Source organism: Enterocloster sp. (assembly GCF_057861365.1).
Genome location: NZ_DBMACH010000004.1, coordinates 146,614 through 164,340, shown reverse-complemented (window position 1 = coordinate 164,340; position 17,727 = coordinate 146,614). Strand labels below are relative to the sequence as shown.

18 protein-coding genes are annotated in these 17,727 nt (G+C 48.4%); 17 read left to right on the top strand and 1 reads right to left on the bottom strand.

Annotated features, from left to right (window positions below; all coding sequences use genetic code 11):
• Positions 1-89 precede the first annotated feature (89 nt).
• The 7 genes from ACZM6M_RS06150 (at position 90) to pgeF (ending at position 5,313) form a co-directional block, all read left to right on the top strand.
• Positions 90-1,373 (top strand): HlyC/CorC family transporter, encoded by a 1,284-nt coding sequence (locus ACZM6M_RS06150; protein WP_066548863.1) that lies wholly within the window; start codon positions 90-92, stop codon positions 1,371-1,373.
• Positions 1,374-1,487: 114 nt separating this feature from the next.
• Positions 1,488-1,835 (top strand): 50S ribosomal protein L19, encoded by a 348-nt coding sequence (rplS, locus tag ACZM6M_RS06145; protein ID WP_066548861.1) that lies wholly within the window; start codon positions 1,488-1,490, stop codon positions 1,833-1,835.
• A 79-nt stretch (positions 1,836-1,914) separates the two neighbouring features.
• Positions 1,915-2,469 (top strand): signal peptidase I, encoded by a 555-nt coding sequence (gene lepB / locus ACZM6M_RS06140; protein WP_317438813.1) that lies wholly within the window; start codon positions 1,915-1,917, stop codon positions 2,467-2,469.
• Positions 2,470-2,513: 44 nt separating this feature from the next.
• The gene (gene ylqF, locus ACZM6M_RS06135; protein WP_066548856.1) at positions 2,514-3,431 is read left to right on the top strand and encodes a ribosome biogenesis GTPase YlqF; all 918 of its coding nucleotides are present in this window, start codon (positions 2,514-2,516) and stop codon (positions 3,429-3,431) included.
• On the top strand, positions 3,432-4,088 hold the full coding sequence (rnhB, locus tag ACZM6M_RS06130) for a ribonuclease HII (RefSeq protein ID WP_337433251.1): 657 nt from the start codon (positions 3,432-3,434) through the stop codon (positions 4,086-4,088).
• The gene (locus tag ACZM6M_RS06125; protein ID WP_066548851.1) at positions 4,085-4,426 is read left to right on the top strand and encodes a YraN family protein; all 342 of its coding nucleotides are present in this window, start codon (positions 4,085-4,087) and stop codon (positions 4,424-4,426) included. Before rnhB ends, ACZM6M_RS06125 begins: the two co-directional genes overlap by 4 nt.
• 35 nt (positions 4,427-4,461) lie before the next feature.
• Complete coding sequence (pgeF, locus tag ACZM6M_RS06120) at positions 4,462-5,313, top strand: peptidoglycan editing factor PgeF (RefSeq protein WP_066550848.1); 852 nt, start codon at positions 4,462-4,464, stop codon at positions 5,311-5,313.
• 68 nt (positions 5,314-5,381) lie between these two features.
• Here the strand turns inward: pgeF and ACZM6M_RS06115 are convergent, their stop codons facing one another.
• Complete coding sequence (locus tag ACZM6M_RS06115) at positions 5,382-6,566, bottom strand: ribose-phosphate pyrophosphokinase (RefSeq protein WP_337933730.1); 1,185 nt, start codon at positions 6,564-6,566, stop codon at positions 5,382-5,384.
• 234 nt (positions 6,567-6,800) lie between these two features.
• Here ACZM6M_RS06115 and ACZM6M_RS06110 point away from each other — a divergent pair, with 234 nt between their 5' ends.
• From ACZM6M_RS06110 to spoIVA, 10 genes are all read left to right on the top strand, one after another.
• Positions 6,801-8,216, top strand: coding sequence for a DUF512 domain-containing protein (locus tag ACZM6M_RS06110; RefSeq protein WP_337433253.1), 1,416 nt, complete (start codon positions 6,801-6,803; stop codon positions 8,214-8,216).
• A 15-nt stretch (positions 8,217-8,231) separates the two neighbouring features.
• Positions 8,232-9,560, top strand: a complete 1,329-nt coding sequence (gene der, locus ACZM6M_RS06105; protein WP_066548845.1) for a ribosome biogenesis GTPase Der — start codon at positions 8,232-8,234, stop codon at positions 9,558-9,560.
• A gap of 18 nt (positions 9,561-9,578) precedes the next feature.
• Positions 9,579-10,211, top strand: a complete 633-nt coding sequence (plsY, locus tag ACZM6M_RS06100) for a glycerol-3-phosphate 1-O-acyltransferase PlsY (protein WP_317438796.1) — start codon at positions 9,579-9,581, stop codon at positions 10,209-10,211.
• 32 nt (positions 10,212-10,243) lie between these two features.
• Positions 10,244-11,254, top strand: a complete 1,011-nt coding sequence (locus ACZM6M_RS06095; RefSeq protein ID WP_337933734.1) for an NAD(P)H-dependent glycerol-3-phosphate dehydrogenase — start codon at positions 10,244-10,246, stop codon at positions 11,252-11,254.
• Between the two features lie 165 nt (positions 11,255-11,419).
• Entirely contained in the window at positions 11,420-12,628 is a 1,209-nt protein-coding gene (locus ACZM6M_RS06090) for an ABC transporter substrate-binding protein (RefSeq protein WP_337433254.1), read from the top strand.
• An 83-nt stretch (positions 12,629-12,711) separates the two neighbouring features.
• Positions 12,712-13,593, top strand: coding sequence for a branched-chain amino acid ABC transporter permease (locus ACZM6M_RS06085; protein WP_066548837.1), 882 nt, complete (start codon positions 12,712-12,714; stop codon positions 13,591-13,593).
• 10 nt (positions 13,594-13,603) lie between these two features.
• Positions 13,604-14,665, top strand: coding sequence for a branched-chain amino acid ABC transporter permease (locus ACZM6M_RS06080; protein ID WP_317438793.1), 1,062 nt, complete (start codon positions 13,604-13,606; stop codon positions 14,663-14,665).
• Positions 14,665-15,423: an ABC transporter ATP-binding protein gene (locus ACZM6M_RS06075; RefSeq protein WP_337933736.1), complete on the top strand. Its 759-nt coding sequence runs from the start codon at positions 14,665-14,667 to the stop codon at positions 15,421-15,423. The genes ACZM6M_RS06080 and ACZM6M_RS06075 overlap by 1 nt, the downstream gene beginning before the upstream one ends.
• Before the next feature lie 14 nt (positions 15,424-15,437).
• Entirely contained in the window at positions 15,438-16,148 is a 711-nt protein-coding gene (locus ACZM6M_RS06070; RefSeq protein WP_066548825.1) for an ABC transporter ATP-binding protein, read from the top strand.
• 53 nt (positions 16,149-16,201) lie between these two features.
• Positions 16,202-17,683 (top strand): stage IV sporulation protein A, encoded by a 1,482-nt coding sequence (gene spoIVA / locus ACZM6M_RS06065; protein WP_066548820.1) that lies wholly within the window; start codon positions 16,202-16,204, stop codon positions 17,681-17,683.
• Positions 17,684-17,727 lie beyond the last annotated feature (44 nt).

Here is a 17,727-nt window from a genome sequence, read left to right as displayed (position 1 = left end):
TATTGACAAGGGAAGGGCTTCTAGTGTAAAATTTCTTGAAACCTGTGTAAAAATAAAAAATAAACAAAAGAAATAGGAGTTGATGAATTTTGGATCTATCAGGTGATACGGTCGTCATACGTTTGGTGTTAGTAGTGGTCTGTCTGGTGCTTTCGGCGTTTTTCTCTTCTTCGGAAACCGCCCTTACAACGGTGAATCTGATCCGTATACGAAATCTTGCAGACAACGGAGATAAGGCGGCAGCCTGGGTTTTAAAGGCCAGAAGAGATCAGAGCAAAATGCTGGGAGCCATTTTGATCGGAAACAATGTGGTTAATCTTTCTGCGTCCTCCATGCTTACCGTGCTGGTAACGGATGTATTCGGAAGCCAGGCCGTAGGAGCGGCTACCGGAGTGTTGACTCTTTTAGTGCTGCTTTTTGGAGAGATTACGCCAAAAACCATAGCTACTCTGGAGGCAGAAAAAAACGCCCTTCGCTTTGCGAGAGTAATCTGCCTTCTCATGACCATACTGACACCAGTTATTTTTGTTGTAAACCTGCTCTCCGGCGGGGTTCTGCGTCTTTTGGGCGTGGATCCCAACAAGCCGACAGACAGTATTACGGAAGATGAGCTGAGAACGATCGTAGAGGTAGGTCACGAAAAGGGTGTGATCGAATCAGAAGAAAAAGAGATGATCAACAATGTGTTCGATCTGGGAGACTCTGTTGCCAGAGATATCATGGTTCCCAGGATCGACATGAGCTTTGTAGATGTGGAGGCGTCCTATGAGGAACTGATGGAAATTTTCCGCAGGGATCATTATACCCGCCTTCCTGTCTATGAGGACAACACCGACAATGTCATCGGCATTATCAACATGAAGGATCTGATCCTTTTGGAGGACAGAGCCGCTTTTTCCGTCCGCGACTACCTGCGCCAGCCCCTGTTTACCTTTGAGTCAAAGAAACTCTCCGAACTCATGATCGAGATGCGAAAGACATCAAATAATATCGTGATCGTTCTGGATGAGTATGGTGCAACCGCAGGCCTGATCACGCTGGAGGATATCCTGGAGGAGATCGTAGGCGATATCAGGGATGAATTTGACGCAGATGAGGAAGACGAGCTTAAGGAGATTTCCAAAGGAGAATATCTGGCAGACGGTTCCATGAACCTGGACGATATCAATGACCGGCTTGGCCTGGAGCTTGTATCAGAAGATTTTGATTCACTGGGCGGTTTTATGATCGACCGTCTGGAGCATCTTCCGGCAGAAGGAGAAGAGGTGGACACAGAAGAAGTCCGTCTGGTAGTGGAAAAAGTCAATAAAAACCGGATTGACAAGGTTCATATTTATGTAAAAAAAACGGTTGCAAATGAAGCGGATCTGTGATAAACTGATTCCGTTGTGACAAAGAATAGATGGTCCTCTGCTACTGAATTGCAGTGAACACGTTTTACCGCATAGAGTATTAAGAACATCCAATAAATGAAGGAGGTTCACACAATGAACGAAATTATCAAGAATATCGAAGCAGCACAGTTAAAGGAAAGCGTACCCAGCTTCCACGTAGGCGATACCGTAAAGGTATACAACAAGATCAAAGAGGGTAACCGCGAGAGAATCCAGATCTTTGAGGGCGTTGTGATCAAGAGACAGAACGGCGGAGCAAGAGAGACCTTCACCGTTAGAAAGAACTCCAACGGCATCGGCGTAGAGAAGACATGGCCATTACATTCCCCAAGCGTAGACAACGTTGAGGTTGTCCGCAAGGGTAAAGTAAGAAGAGCAAAACTGAACTACTTAAGAGACAGAGTAGGTAAGGCTGCTAAGGTAAAAGAGTTAGTTAAATAAGTAAGGCAGACAAAACGGGGACAATGAAAATTGTCCCCATTTTAGTAGCTGCGGATTGAAAACAGAATCGGGGGCAGACTTGGATTTTTATATCAATGAAGATACCGCCTGGCTTCGCAGGGCAGTCAGCTGGGTGGTGAATATTGTAGTAGTTTTAGCCTGCGCCTGGTTTTTAGTCTATGGTTATGGGGGCCAGGTGGAAATCTCAGGCAATTCCATGCAGCCAGTTTTAGACGGGGGCGACGTGGTGCTTACAGACCGGATCACTTATGTGGTGAGACGTCCCAGGCGTTTTGACATCGTAGTGTTTAAACGGGAAGATGGAAGGAAAAATGTAAAAAGGGTCATTGGGCTTCCCGGAGAAACGGTACAGATTAAAAATGGCCTTGTTTATATTGATGGAAGCCCCTTAAAAGCCCCTGAGGGACTGGATCTTGTTTCTTTAGCCGGACGTGCAGAAAGTCCGGTCCTTCTGTCGGAGGATGAATACTTTCTGCTGGGAGACAACAGGGACAGCAGTGAGGACAGCCGTTTTTCCAATGTGGGAAATGTGAAGGAAAATCAGATCCTCGGCCGGGTATGGCTGCGTTTTCTTCCCCTGTTAAAGCTTGATTTTATCCCCGGAGGACAGTGAAAAAACCGGGCAGTAAAAATGAGAAGAACGAGGAGTTATAAGCGATGAATATACAGTGGTACCCGGGCCATATGACAAAGGCCAGACGGGCAATGAAAGAGGATATGAAGCTCATTGATCTGGTGATCGAGCTGGTGGACGCAAGAGTGCCCTTTTCCAGTCGGAATCCGGATATTGACGAGCTGGCAGCCGGGAAGGCGCGGATGGTTCTGTTAAATAAGGCAGATCTGGCAGACGAGGCGAAAAATGCAGCCTGGGCCGCTCTGTTTGAATCACGGGGCATCCATGTGGCAAAGATTGACGCCAGAAATAAGGGAAGCTTAAAGCAGGTTCAGGCTGTGATCCAGGAGGCTTGTAAGGAAAAGATTGAAAGAGACCGCAGAAGAGGGATTTTAAACCGTCCTATCCGTACGATGGTAGTGGGAATCCCAAATGTTGGAAAGTCCACCTTTATCAATTCCTTTGCCGGAAAGGCCTGCGCCAAAACGGGAAATAAGCCCGGTGTCACAAAGGGAAACCAGTGGATCCGTCTGAATAAAACGCTGGAGCTTTTAGATACTCCGGGTATTTTGTGGCCCAGATTTGAGGATCAGACCGTAGGCCTGCATCTGGCTCTGATCGGCTCCATTAACGACCAGATTTTAAACCGGGAAGAGCTGGCCTGGGAGTTGATCGGGCTTTTGGAGCAGATTTATCCCGGCGTGCTCACAGAGCGCTACGGGGATGCTGCTGAGGGAGAAACGGAAGACAACAGTGCCTGGAAGGAACTGTCAAAAGAGGAGCAGAATCTGAAGGCAAGCCGGATGCTGGAGCGGATTGCGAAAAACCGTGCGTGCCTGATGAAGGGAGGAGAGCTGGATCTTGCCAGAGCCTCTGCCCTTCTTTTAGATGAGTTCCGTTCCGGAAAGCTTGGAAAGCTCAGTCTGGAGCAGGCACAGGATTACACAGACAGGGTGAAATAAATGGCGCGTGAATTAAAGGGAGAACGTCTGAAAAAGGAGCTTGCCAGACTGGAGGCGATGAAAGCCTATGAAAAAGAATATGAAGATTATACGTTGATCTGCGGGATTGATGAGGCCGGCAGGGGGCCCCTTGCAGGGCCGGTTACGGCAGGGGCAGTGATTCTGCCAAAGGACTGTCAGATCCTCTATCTGAATGATTCTAAAAAGCTGTCAGAAAAGAGACGGGAAGAGCTTTTTCTTGAGATTAAGGAAAAGGCTGTATCCTGGTGCGTAGGGACTGCTTCTCCGGCCCGGATTGATGAAATCAATATTCTGCAGGCTACCTATGAGGCCATGAGGGAAGCAATCTGGGGGCTTTCTGCGGTACCGGAGATTCTGCTCAATGACGCGGTCCAGATTCCAAAGGTAGAGATCCCGCAGGTATCTATTATAAAGGGAGATGCAAAGAGCGTATCCATCGCTGCCGCCAGTATTCTGGCAAAGGTTACAAGGGATCACATGATGGCAGAATATGATGAAATCTATCCCGGTTACGGCTTTGCAAAGCACAAGGGTTACGGCACGGCGGCCCATATTCAGGCTTTAAAGGAGCTTGGGCCCTGTCCGATCCACAGAAGAAGCTTTATTAAAAACTTTGTTGCAGAGGAAGCAGAATGAATAAAAGAGAAACAGGCAGCCGTTATGAAGATGCAGCGGCTGCCTTTCTTCAAAGTAAAGGGCTGCGGCTTCTGGAAAAGAATTTCCGCTGCCGCAAAGGGGAGATTGACCTGATCCTGATGGACGGCGCCTGCCTTGTATTTACAGAAGTAAAATACAGATCCGGTCCGGGCTGCGGCTCTCCCCTGGAGGCCATTGATGGACGCAAACAGAAAAAAATCCGCCATACGGCCGCTTATTATATGTATATCCGCCGCATTTCTCAGGATACACCCTGCCGCTTTGACGCAGTAGGTATTATGGGAGAATCAATTCAGTGGATACAGGATGCTTTTTAAAAGAATTGATCAAAAGATACAGGGGAGAATGCTCTATGATTCAGTGGAAGTATAAAAACAGTGCGAAGGTTCTTACGACAAGAGAAAAGGGAGGAGTGCCGTATCTTTCCTTTGATGTTCTTGAAAAAACCGGCCTTGTGATCAACGGTTTTTCCACCAGGCTTGGAGGCGTAAGCAAAGGGGACTGCGCATCTATGAACTTTTCTTATACCAGAGGGGACGATCCGAAGGATGTATTGGAAAATTTTACCAGAATGGCCACGGCTCTTGGGGTAGACAGAGACCGGATGACCGTATCCTGGCAGACCCATACAGTCAATGTCCGGCGTATGACCAAGGCAGATGAGGGAAAAGGGGTGATCATTCCCAGAGATTACAGGGATGTAGACGGGATGATCACAGATGTACCCGGCCAGACCCTTGTGACCTTTTATGCGGACTGTGTGCCGCTGTATTTTGTGGATCGGACCCATAGGGCCATCGGCTTAAGCCATTCCGGCTGGCGGGGGACGGTAAAGGCCATGGGGCAGGAAACTATAAAGGCCATGAAGGAGGCCTTCGGAACACGGCCTGAGGATCTGGTGGTCTGCATCGGCCCCAGCATCTGTAAGGACTGCTTTGAAGTGGGAGAAGAGGTGGTGGAGGAATTTAAAGAAGCCTTTGCTCCCAGATGGCATTCTTCCCTTTTTACAGAAGGAAAGGCTCCGGGCAAATATCAGCTGGATTTGTGGACGGCAAATGAAATCCTTTTTCTGGAAGCTGGACTAAAAAAAGAGCAGATCCACACGGCCAATATCTGTACCATGTGCAACCATGAGGTGCTTTTTTCCCACCGGAAGGCTGGGGCTAAAAGAGGAACTCTGGCAGCATTTTTATGCCTGAAATGATACGGCAATGAAAAACCCCGTCTTCGGACGGCCCTTGATGGCGGCCCGGACGGGGTTTCATGATATCATTAGATGATCTGCTGTCTTTTTCTTACAAGCTTCTGGATCTTCTCTGTAGGAGAAAGGGTTGCTCCGATGGAACGGTCATGGTTTAAGGAGTTGATAATAGCAGCGGTGTATTTGCTCATATCTGCCTCCAGATACCACTTGCGGTCAAAGAGCTCCTTTGGACGGTAATTTAAGTTGGTTGTGATCACATAATCCAGATAACCCTTCTCAAAATACTCGTCGAACTTCTCAAGTCCATTGGTGAACAGGCCGAAGGTACAGCATACGATCGCCTTGGCAGCCTTTCTCTCCTTTAATTCCTTACAGGTATCCAGCATACTTTCACCGGAGGAGATCATATCGTCAATGATCAGAACGGTCTTGCCTTCTACGGAGGAACCTAAGAACTCATGGGCTACGATGGGGTTGCGTCCGTTTACAACCTTGGAATAGTCGCGGCGCTTGTAGAACATACCCATATCTACGCCCAGGTTGTTTGCCAGATATACCGCGCGGTTCATGGCGCCTTCATCCGGGCTGATCACCATCAGATGCTCCTTGTCGATCTTTGTGGTAGTATCGTGGGAGAACAGTGTTTTTACAAACTGATACGTAGGCAGGAAGTTGTCAAAGCCGTAAAGGGGGATGGCATTCTGCACTCTGGGGTCGTGAGCATCAAAGGTAATGATGTTTTCTACGCCCATTGCAACCAGCTCCTCCAGTGCCATAGCACAGTCTAAGGACTCGCGCTTGCTGCGCTTGTGCTGGCGGCTTTCATAGAGGAAAGGCATAATTACATTGATCCGGTGAGCTGTAGAGGAGCAGGCACCGATAATACGCTTTAAATCCTGATAATGGTCATCCGGGGACATGTGGTTGGTGTAGCCGCATACAGTGTAGGGGATGCTGTAGTTCATTACATCAACCATTACAAATACATCGTTGCCGCGTACAGATTCATTGATCACGCCTTTTGCCTCGCCAGTGCCAAAGCGCGGGCAGTAGCAGTCCAACAGATAGGAATCCACATCATATCCGCGGTAGCGCAGGTCTGCCTTGCGGCGGGTCAGTTCCTCAATATCGTTGCGGCGGAACTGCACAATGTGATCGTTGACCTTGGAGGCGAAGTCCCGGCAGCTTTCCAGGGCAGCCAGCTTTAAAGGTGCAACGGGGAGGGAATCATTAAATACGAAATTGTTAGCCATGAAAGCTTACTCCTTTGTCCATTGTAGTGACGGTTTTCCTCAGAAAACAAGGCGGACAGGCCGTCCCTGTCTGAGGGCATACATATGATATATACCATTTCCCGCCATTCCGGTCAAGGCTTTACAGAGATTTTACTGAAAAATACATTGGGAAGTTGCCATTTACAAACATAGGTAAAATTGTTATGATAGAAAAAGAACATCAGAATACAGACAGATTGAGGTTAAAATAATATGGAAAAGAAACTGAAGGGACATCTTATTTCAAAGGTAGATCCGGGTTCCATTGGCGAAGAACTGGAGCTGGAGCCGGGAGACTGTGTCCTTACGATCAACGGAAATCCCATAGAGGATATATTCGATTATGAATACTATGTAAACAGTCCGTCCATGCTTATGACGGTGAGAAAGGCTGACGGAGAAGAGTGGGAGCTTGACATTGAAAACGATTATGAGGATCTGGGACTTACGTTTGAAAACGGACTTATGAGCGAGTACCGATCCTGCAGCAACAAGTGCATTTTCTGCTTTATTGACCAGATGCCTCCGGGAATGCGGGAAACACTGTATTTTAAGGATGATGATACCAGACTGTCCTTTCTCCAGGGAAATTATGTGACCCTTACGAATCTGAAGGAAAAAGATATCGAGCGGATCATCCGCTTTAAACTGGCTCCGATCAATATTTCCGTCCAGACCACCAATCCGGAGCTTCGCTGCAAGATGCTGCACAACCGTTTTGCAGGACAATCCCTGAAACTGATCGACCGCCTTTATGAGGCAGGTACGCCCATGAACGGACAGATTGTTTTGTGCAAGGGTGTCAATGACGGGGAGGAGTTAAAGCGTTCCATTGAGGATCTTACAAAGTATATTCCCTGTATGCAGAGCGTATCTGTGGTGCCGGTGGGGCTTTCCAAGTACAGAGACGGTCTGTACCCCTTAGAACCGTTTACAAAGGAGGACGCCTGCCAGGTCATCGACCTGATCGAGATGTGGCAGAAAAAGCTGTATAAGGAGCATGGGATCCACTTTATCCACGCCAGCGACGAGTGGTATATTCTGGCAGAGCGCCCCCTTCCGGAGGAGGAGCGATATGACGGTTATATCCAGCTGGAAAACGGAGTGGGAATGCTGAGGCTTCTGGCCTCAGAAGTAGAGGAGGCGTTAAAAGGGTACTCTGATGACGGTCAAAACCGTACCGTTTCCATTGCAACCGGCCGCCTTCCCTATCCTTATATAAAGAAATATGCCGGATGGATCAATGAAAAATTCCCCGGCCGCACCATTCATATTTATCCCATAAGAAATGATTTTTTTGGAGAATCCATCACTGTATCCGGCCTTCTCACCGGGCAGGATGTGATCGCCCAGCTAAAGGGCAAAGAGCTGGGAGAATACCTTCTTCTTCCGGTAAATATGTTCCGCAGCGGCGAGACCGTTTTTTTGGATGATCTCACGGCCGAGGACGCAGAAAAGGCTTTACAAGTAAAGGTGCGTATAGTAAAATCAAGCGGGCGCGATTTTGTAAAGGCGGTTCTTTATCCAGAGCTGGAAGCAGAACAAACGGAGGATGAAGCAGGCCTTGGAGCAGACTACGGCTATGAGGGCTATGAGCTTGATGAGCTGTCGGACGAGTCATATAAGTAGGAGGAATAAAGATAAATGAGCAAACCAGTGGTAGCCATCGTAGGAAGACCCAATGTGGGAAAATCTACGCTGTTTAATGTAATTGCAGGAGATACCATCTCCATTGTAAAGGATACCCCAGGCGTTACCAGAGACCGTATTTATGCGGACTGTTCCTGGCTGGATATGAATTTCACTTTAATTGATACAGGCGGTATTGAACCGGATACCAGCGATATCATTTTATCCCAGATGCGGGAGCAGGCGGAGATCGCCATTTCCACCGCAGATGTGATCGTGTTTATCGTAGATGTGCGTCAGGGACTGGTAGATGCGGATTCCAAGGTGGCAGATATGCTCCGCAAATCCAGAAAACCGGTTGTGCTGGCTGTAAATAAAGTGGACAGCATGGCAAAATTTGGAAATGACGTATATGAGTTTTACAATCTGGGAATCGGCGATCCTGTTCCTGTTTCTGCGGCATCCCGTCTGGGGATCGGTGATCTGTTGGATGAGGTGGTAAAACATTTTGACGGAACTGCCTCAGAGGAAGAGGAGGATGACCGTCCGAGAATTGCGGTGGTCGGAAAGCCCAATGTGGGAAAATCTTCCATTATCAATAAGCTTTTAGGAGAAAACAGGGTCATTGTATCTGATATTGCCGGAACTACCAGAGATGCAGTGGATACAGAGATTGTCCACAACGGTACGCCCTATGTATTTATCGACACAGCGGGACTCCGCCGCAAAAATAAAATCAAAGAAGAACTGGAGCGCTACAGTATTATCCGTACGGTAACCGCAGTGGAGCGGGCGGACATTGTGGTTGTGGTCATTGATGCCAAGGAAGGCGTTACGGAGCAGGATGCAAAGATCGCCGGAATTGCACATGACAGAGGCAAGGGAATTATTGTGGCTGTAAATAAATGGGATGCCATTGAGAAGAATGACAAGACCATTTACCAGTATACAAATAAAATCCGGGAAACTCTGGCATTCATGCCCTATGCGGAATTTATCTTTATCTCGGCTGCCACCGGACAGCGTCTTCCAAAGCTGTTTGACATGATCGATATGGTGCGCCAGAACCAGAATCTCCGTGTAGCGACCGGTGTTCTTAATGAGATCATGACAGAGGCAGTAGCCATGCAGCAGCCGCCTTCCGATAAGGGCAAGCGCTTAAAGATTTACTACATGACCCAGGTATCTGTAAAGCCGCCGACCTTTGTGGTGTTTGTAAACGATAAGGAACTGATGCATTTCTCCTATACGAGATATCTGGAGAATCAGATCCGAAACGCTTTTGGATTTAAGGGTACCTCCTTAAAATTCATCATCCGGGAACGGAAGGAAAAAGATCAGTAATACAAGGGGATATGAGAAATGGAACGCATCATTTGTCTGGCCGCCGGTTATCTGTGCGGCCTCTTTCAGACCGGATATATTTATGGAAAACTTCACGGCATTGATATACGCAGTTACGGAAGCGGCAACTCCGGCAGTACCAATGCCCTGCGTGTAATGGGAAAAAAAGCAGGTCTTACGGTTTTTGTGGGAGATTTCTTAAAAACCGTGATCCCCTGCTTTATCACGCGGCTGCTGTTTAAGGATCAGCCGGAGCTTATGTATGTGTATATGCTCTATACGGGCCTTGGAGTGATCCTGGGACATAATTTTCCTTTTTATCTAGGATTTAAGGGAGGAAAGGGAATTGCAGCCACAGCGGGAATTATTTTCTCCATTGACTGGAGACTGACTGTGATCTGCCTATCCTGCTTTATTCTGCTTGTGGCAGTGACACGCTATGTATCGTTAGGTTCTTTAGTGGTATCTGTGATCCTTCTTGTCTGGGACGCAGTACAGAATCTCCGCGGAGCCTATGGCCTGATACCGGGAAGACTGGAGTTTACAGCTGTGACAGCCGTGATCACGGTCATGGCCTTCTGGCGCCACCGGGCGAATATCGGCCGTCTTTTAAAGGGCACGGAAAATAAAGTGGGAGCCAAAAAGCAGTAAATACATAAATACAGTGACAGGAGGGGTACGATATGTCTAAGATTGGTGTGATCGGTTCAGGAACCTGGGGAACTGCTTTAGCGGTTCTCCTTACGGGAAACGGCCATGAGGTGGAGCTGTGGTCTGCGGTTCCTGCGGAGGTAGAAGCGCTTACAGCCACAAGACGCCATCCCAATCTGGGGGATACGCCGATCCCGGAGAAGATCCGTGTGACAGGAGATCTTGAGCAGGCTATGAAGGATAAGGCGCTTCTGGTTCTTTCGGTTCCATCGGTTTATGTGAGGGAAACGGCGCACAGGATGGCTCCCTTTTTAAAGGAAGGGCAGGTCATTACCAATGTAGCCAAGGGGATTGAGGATACGACTCTTAAAAATCTGTCTGAGATCATTGAGGAAGAGCTTCCGGCTGCCAGGGTTACGGTTCTTTCCGGGCCCAGCCATGCAGAGGAGGTAAGCAGGGGACTCCCTACAACCTGCGTGGCAGGAGCGCACAGAAGACAGGATGCGGAGCTGGTGCAGAACCTGTTTATGAGCCCTGTATTCCGGGTGTATACCAGTCCGGATATGCTGGGAATTGAGCTGGGAGGCGCGCTTAAAAATGTAATCGCCCTTGCTGCGGGGATTGCGGACGGCTTAGGCTGCGGTGATAACACAAAGGCTGCATTGATCACCAGAGGCATTGCCGAGATCACCAGGCTTGGTACTGCCATGGGAGGAAGCCCGGAGACCTTTTCCGGCCTGACTGGAATCGGAGATCTGATTGTTACCTGCGCCAGTATGCACAGCCGAAACCGCAGAGCAGGTATCCTGATCGGTAAGGGATATACGATGGATGAAGCCATGAAAGAAGTAAAAATGGTAGTAGAGGGTGTATACTCTGCCAGAGCGGCCAGGGCTCTTTCTAAGAAATATCAGGTGTCCATGCCGATCGTGGAGCAGGTAAATGAGGTTCTTTTTGACGGAAAGCCTGCAAAGGATGCGCTGTATGATCTGATGCTCAGGGACCGGCGGGCAGAAAATGCTCTGCTGGAATGGAAGGAATAACTTTTCGTTATAGCAGGAATCAGGGAAAACGGTTGACAATGCAGAGGGAAATTCTTATAATCTTAAGAAAGCTTTAATACAGCAGAGCATTATAATATGCAGTGAGCAGTGTTCCGGCTTTAAAGAGGGCAGGGACAGTGTCTGGTACTGCAGGAGGAGGATATTATGAAAAAAAGACTTTTATGCGCAGGACTTGCGGCAGCAATGGCAGTTTCATTAACCGCCTGCGGAGGTTCGGCAGCCGGGACAAAAGCTGAGGGAAGTTCCGCTTCAGCAGAAGCAAACTCTGAGGGCGGAAGTGAAGCGGCGAAGGTATTTAAGATCGGCGGGATCGGCCCTGTTACAGGCGGCGCGGCTGTATATGGAATGGCTGTACAGCACGGTACAGAGCTGGCTGTAAATGAGATCAATGCAGCAGGCGGTATCAATGGCTATCAGATTGAGTTCCAGTTCCAGGATGATGAACATGACGCGGAAAAAAGTGTAAATGCGTATAATACCTTAAAGGACTGGGGAATGCAGGTACTGGTAGGAACCACCACATCAGCCCCATGTCTTGCAGTAGCGGATAAAACAGCGGCTGATAATATGTTCCAGATCACGCCATCCGGTTCCGTTGTTGAATGTGCAGCGAATCCGAACGTATTCCGTATCTGCTACTCTGACCCGGATCAGGGTGCGGCTTCTGCTACTTATATTGGAGAGCATAAGCTTGCATCTAAGATTGCGGTAATCTATGACAGCTCGGACGTATATTCCAGCGGGGTATATGAGAAGTTTGCTCAGGAAGCTCCGGCCCAGGGGATTGAGATCGTAGCAGCAGAGGCATTCACAGCCGACAGCAACAAGGATTTCTCCACGCAGCTTCAGAAGGCAAAGGATGCCGGCGCTGAGATGGTATTCCTTCCGATCTATTACACAGAGGCTTCTCTGATCCTTCAGCAGGCCAATACCATGGGCTTTGCGCCCCAGTTCTTTGGGGTAGACGGTATGGACGGTATCCTTCAGGTAGAGGGCTTTGATACCAGTCTGGCAGAAGGGCTGATGCTCTTAACTCCATTTGCAGCTGATGCAAAGGATGACCTCACAGTAAAGTTTGTAAAGGCATATGAAGATGCTTACAAAGAGACGCCGATCCAGTTTGCAGCAGACGCTTACGATGCAGTTTATGCTGTAAAGGCAGCCATTGAGGATGCAAAGGCAACACCGGATATGTCTGTCAGCGATCTGTGCGAGGCGATGAAGGCATCCATGCTGAATATCAAGCTGGATGGTCTTACCGGCACCGGAATGACCTGGACAGAGGACGGCGAGCCGCACAAGGCACCTAAGGCTGTGAAGATCGTAGACGGCGCATATGCGGCCATGGAATAAATTTTCATAACGAAAGACCCGAAAGAGGGATGTCGTAAGACAGCCCTCTTATCTGTAGTAAACCATAGAAGAGGTGTTATAGAATGAGCTTTGTTAACTATTTGATCAACGGCGTCAGCCTGGGCAGCGTATACGCAATCATAGCCCTTGGATATACCATGGTATATGGAATCGCCAAGATGCTGAATTTTGCTCACGGCGATGTTATAATGATCGGAAGCTATGTGGTATTCGTGGCAACCGGTTCCATGGGGCTTCCTCCCTTGGCAGGTGTGCTTTTAGCAGTAGTGGTGTGCACGGTTCTGGGCGTTGTGATCGAGAGAGTGGCATATAAGCCTCTTCGTGCAGCTTCCCCGCTGGCAGTACTGATCACAGCCATCGGCGTCAGCTATCTGCTTCAGAACCTGGCTCTTTTGATCTTTGGAGCCGATACCAAATCCTTTCAGTCTGTTGTAACTCTTCCGGCTCTGCGTCTGGCAGACGGACAGCTGACGGTTACAGGAGAAACAATTGTTACGATTATAACGTGTATTATTATCATGGCGGGGCTTGTGATATTTATAAACCGCTCCAAGGCAGGACAGGCTATGCTGGCTGTATCAGAGGATAAGGGTGCTGCTACCCTTATGGGTATCAATGTAAACGGTACCATTGCCCTTACCTTTGCTATTGGTTCTGCTCTTGCAGCCATCGCAGGTGTGCTTTTGTGCTCTGCTTATCCGTCTTTAACGCCATACACCGGTTCTATGCCAGGCATCAAAGCTTTCGTGGCTGCCGTATTTGGAGGGATTGGCTCCATACCGGGAGCATTTATCGGAGGAATCCTTCTGGGAGTGATCGAAATTTTGTCAAAGGCATATATTTCTTCCCAGTTATCAGATGCCATTGTGTTCTCTGTTCTGATCGTTGTACTGCTTGTGAAGCCCACAGGTATTCTTGGAAAACAGATCAGAGAGAAAGTGTAGGTGTACCGGTATGAAAAGCACAGCAAAGAAAAAAATATTTATCAATAACATGATCACCTACTGTATGGTGATCGCTGCCTGGTTGATCATGCAGTTTATGATAAGCGGAGGGCATATTTCCAGCCTCGTCAAGGGACTTTTGGTGCCTTTCTGCATTTATGTCATTATGGCTGTGTCCCTGAATCTGACCGTAGGCATTTTAGGAGAGCTGAGCCTTGGCCATGCAGGCTTTATGTGTGTGGGCGCTTTTGCGGGTGCTCTTTTTTCCAAGTGCATGAAGGGCTCCATTGATCCCACCCTTTCCCTGGTGATCGCAATTTTCATAGGAGCAGCGGCGGCGGCAGTTTTTGGGATCCTTATCGGTATTCCGGTACTGCGTTTAAAGGGTGACTATCTGGCGATTGTAACGCTTGCCTTTGGAGAGATCATTAAAAACCTTGTAAATGCCATTTATCTCGGCAGAGACAGCGCCGGTTTCCATTTTTCTTTAAAGGACTCTCTTTCTCTGGGGCTGGCACCGGACGGAGAGGTGCTGATCAAGGGCGCTCAGGGGATCACAGGCACTCCCCAGGCAGCCACCTTTACCATTGGCGTGATCCTGGTGCTGATTACGCTGTTTATTGTTTTGAATATCATCAATTCCCGGACTGGACGGGCGATCATGGCGATCCGTGACAACCGGATTGCGGCTGAGTCTGTAGGAATCAATATTACAAAGTATAAGCTGCTGGCATTTTCTGTATCAGCGGCTCTGGCAGGCGTAGCAGGCGTTCTCTATGCCCATAACCTGACTACCTTAACGGCTCTGCCGAAGAACTTTGGTTATAATATGTCCATCATGATCCTTGTATATGTGGTTTTGGGCGGGATCGGAAATATCCGCGGTTCTGTCATCGCCGCCGTTGTTCTGTATATGCTTCCGGAGCTTCTGAGAGGACTGAGCAATTATCGTATGCTGATCTATGCAGTTGTTTTGATCCTTGCCATGCTCTTTAACTCTGCACCCCAGTTTGTAGTGCTCAGAGAGCGGATTGCTCAGAATTTCAGAAAGAAAGAGAAGGAGGCGGCATAATGGCACTGCTGGAAGTAAAAAATTTAAGCATTTCCTTTGGCGGTCTTAAGGCCGTTGACGGGTTCCATATCGATATCGAAAAAGGGCAGCTTTACGGTCTGATCGGACCGAACGGAGCGGGAAAGACTACCGTGTTTAACCTTCTTACAGGCGTTTATAAGCCAAATGCGGGAAGTATTGTGCTGGACGGCAAAAATATCACAGGAAAAAGCACCATCCAGATCAATCAGGAGGGTATTGCAAGAACATTCCAGAACATCCGCTTATTTGCGGATATGTCTGTGCTTGACAATGTAAAGACGGGTCTTCACAATCATCACAGGTATTCTACACTAGAGGGGATTTTCCGGCTTCCAAGATACCATAAGACAGAAAAGGAAATGGATGAAAAAGCCATGAGCCTGTTAGAAGTATTCGGGCTGGCAGGAGAGTGTGATTTTAAGGCCTCCAATCTTCCCTATGGAAAGCAGCGAAAGCTGGAAATTGCCAGAGCTTTGGCTACAGATCCCAAGCTGCTCCTTTTAGACGAGCCTGCGGCAGGCATGAATCCCAACGAGACGGCAGAGCTTATGGATACCATCCGTTTTGTCAGAGACAATTTTGATATGACGATTCTGCTCATTGAGCACGATATGAAGCTGGTAAGCGGTATCTGCGAGAAGCTTACTGTCTTAAACTTCGGACAGGTATTAAGAGAAGGCTCCACCAGCCAGGTGCTCCATGATCCGGAAGTTGTAAAAGCATATCTTGGTGAATAGGAGGAGAGGATATTATGGCTATGCTTGAAGTCAGAGACCTGGAGGTGTATTACGGTGTGATCCAGGCGTTAAAGGGAATCTCCTTTGATGTAGACCAGGGAGAGATCGTGGCTTTGATCGGCGCAAATGGTGCGGGAAAGACCACAACACTACACACCGTTACAGGCCTTTTAAGCGCCAAGGCAGGAAAGATCGTCTATGAAGGAACGGATATTACCCGTGTACCCGGTTATAAGCTGGTAAGCATGGGAATCGCCCATGTGCCTGAGGGACGGCGCGTATTTGCTACCCTGACAGTGCTTCAGAATCTGAAAATGGGCGCTTACACCCGCAAGGATAAAAATGAGATGGAAGAAACGCTAAAGATGATCTATAAGCGCTTTCCACGTCTGGAGGAGCGGAAAAACCAGCTGGCAGGCACTCTTTCCGGCGGCGAGCAGCAGATGCTTGCCATGGGACGCGCTCTTATGAGCCACCCCAGGCTGATCGTTTTGGACGAGCCGTCTATGGGACTTTCTCCAATTTATGTAAATGAGATTTTTGATATCATCCAGAAGATCAATGAGGATGGAACGACCGTTCTCCTGGTAGAGCAGAATGCAAAAAAGGCCCTTTCCATTGCAGACAAGGCCTATGTTCTGGAAACAGGTACTATTGCTCTTTCCGGAGATGCAAAGGAACTGATGAACAACGATCAGGTAAAGAAGGCATACTTAAGCGAGTAATACAAGTGAACCCCCTGTGCATATATTATAAAAACGTGCAAGGGGGTATTTTTATGGACAATTTTAATGTATACAGAGATATTGAAGCCAGAACCGGGGGAGAAATCTATATTGGAGTGGTGGGGCCGGTGAGGACGGGGAAATCCACCTTTATCAAACGCTTCATGGAGCTTCTGGTTCTTCCGGCCATGGAGGACGAACATCTGCGCGCCATCAGCCGGGATGAACTGCCCCAGAGCGCTGCGGGAAAAACCATTATGACAACGGAACCCAAATTTATCCCAAAGGAGGCGGCAAAAATTTCCCTGGACGACGGGATTGAAGCCAGAGTGCGCCTGATTGACTGTGTGGGCTTTATGGTAGAGGGGGCCGCGGGTCATGTGGAGAATGAGGAGGAGCGGCTGGTAAAGACGCCCTGGTTTGACCACGAGATCCCCTTCACCCAGGCTGCAGAGCTTGGAACCAGGAAGGTGATCGGAGATCATTCTACCATCGGCATTGTGGTGACGACAGACGGCACTATAGGGGATCTGAAACGTCCGGGATACATAGCGGCAGAGCGCCAGACCGTAGAGGAGCTTAAAAAACTGGGAAAGCCGTTTGTCATTCTTTTAAATTCCGTAAAGCCCTATTCGGAAGAAACTGCCCGGCTGGCAAAGGAACTGGAGGAGACGTATGGGGTGTCTGTGCTTCCGGTCAACTGTGAGCAGCTGAAAAAAGAGGACATTTTTCATATTTTAGAGTGCGTTTTAAAGGAATTTCCGGTTACGGAGATGGATTTTCACATTCCAAAATGGCTGGAGATCCTTCCTGCATCCCACTGGCTGAAGGCTCGGGTGATCCAGACGGCAAAAGAGATCTTACAGAAGGTGGAGCACATGAAGGATGTGGCTTTAAGAATACGGGAGATGAAGGATGAATCGGGAGCCATTAAGTCTCTTTCCGTGCGGAAAATGGAAATGGCAGACGGAAGCGTGGATCTTGCAGTGGAAATGGACGACAGCTATTACTATCAGATCTTAAGCGATTATGTGGGTCTTCCTATTGGGGGAGAATATGAACTGATGCAGACCTTAAGCGGTCTGGCCCGGATGCAGAAGGAGTATGAAAAGGTCAAAAATGCGCTGGCTCAGGCACGGATCAAGGGGTATGGCGTCATGATGCCAGAGCGGGAGGAAATCCTCTTAGACGAACCACAGGTGATCCGCCACGGAAACAAATACGGGGTAAAAATGAAGGCGCAGGCTCCGTCCATTAACCTGATCAAGGCTCATATTGAGACGGAAATTGCCCCAATCGTGGGAAGTGAACAGCAGGCCAGAGACCTCATCGCCTATATTAAATCCAATGCGGGAGAAAGCGAGGAGGGCGTATGGGATGCCAATATTTTCGGGAAGTCCATTGAACAGATCGTAGAGGATGGAATCCAGGCCAAGATCTCCCAGATGACAGAGGACTGCCAGATGAAGCTTCAGGATACGCTGCAGAAGATCATCAATGATAGTAATGGGGGTATGATTTGTATTATTATATAAAATTTTTATAAATATTGCAAATCATACTGTGAATATGGTATAAT

What these genes read in the sequence shown, in the direction of transcription:
- plsY (WP_317438796.1), top strand. Translation starts at nt 9,579, where the DNA reads ATGGAACGCATCATTTGTCTGGCCGCCGGTTATCTGTGCGGCCTCTTT.
- ACZM6M_RS06115 (WP_337933730.1), bottom strand. Translation starts at nt 6,566, where the DNA reads ATGGCTAACAATTTCGTATTTAATGATTCCCTCCCCGTTGCACCTTTA.
- ACZM6M_RS06110 (WP_337433253.1), top strand. Translation starts at nt 6,801, where the DNA reads ATGGAAAAGAAACTGAAGGGACATCTTATTTCAAAGGTAGATCCGGGT.
- spoIVA (WP_066548820.1), top strand. Translation starts at nt 16,202, where the DNA reads ATGGACAATTTTAATGTATACAGAGATATTGAAGCCAGAACCGGGGGA.
- ACZM6M_RS06080 (WP_317438793.1), top strand. Translation starts at nt 13,604, where the DNA reads ATGAAAAGCACAGCAAAGAAAAAAATATTTATCAATAACATGATCACC.
- rplS (WP_066548861.1), top strand. Translation starts at nt 1,488, where the DNA reads ATGAACGAAATTATCAAGAATATCGAAGCAGCACAGTTAAAGGAAAGC.
- ACZM6M_RS06090 (WP_337433254.1), top strand. Translation starts at nt 11,420, where the DNA reads ATGAAAAAAAGACTTTTATGCGCAGGACTTGCGGCAGCAATGGCAGTT.
- pgeF (WP_066550848.1), top strand. Translation starts at nt 4,462, where the DNA reads ATGATTCAGTGGAAGTATAAAAACAGTGCGAAGGTTCTTACGACAAGA.
- ACZM6M_RS06125 (WP_066548851.1), top strand. Translation starts at nt 4,085, where the DNA reads ATGAATAAAAGAGAAACAGGCAGCCGTTATGAAGATGCAGCGGCTGCC.
- ACZM6M_RS06095 (WP_337933734.1), top strand. Translation starts at nt 10,244, where the DNA reads ATGTCTAAGATTGGTGTGATCGGTTCAGGAACCTGGGGAACTGCTTTA.
- ACZM6M_RS06070 (WP_066548825.1), top strand. Translation starts at nt 15,438, where the DNA reads ATGGCTATGCTTGAAGTCAGAGACCTGGAGGTGTATTACGGTGTGATC.
- ACZM6M_RS06075 (WP_337933736.1), top strand. Translation starts at nt 14,665, where the DNA reads ATGGCACTGCTGGAAGTAAAAAATTTAAGCATTTCCTTTGGCGGTCTT.
- der (WP_066548845.1), top strand. Translation starts at nt 8,232, where the DNA reads ATGAGCAAACCAGTGGTAGCCATCGTAGGAAGACCCAATGTGGGAAAA.
- ylqF (WP_066548856.1), top strand. Translation starts at nt 2,514, where the DNA reads ATGAATATACAGTGGTACCCGGGCCATATGACAAAGGCCAGACGGGCA.
- ACZM6M_RS06085 (WP_066548837.1), top strand. Translation starts at nt 12,712, where the DNA reads ATGAGCTTTGTTAACTATTTGATCAACGGCGTCAGCCTGGGCAGCGTA.
- rnhB (WP_337433251.1), top strand. Translation starts at nt 3,432, where the DNA reads ATGGCGCGTGAATTAAAGGGAGAACGTCTGAAAAAGGAGCTTGCCAGA.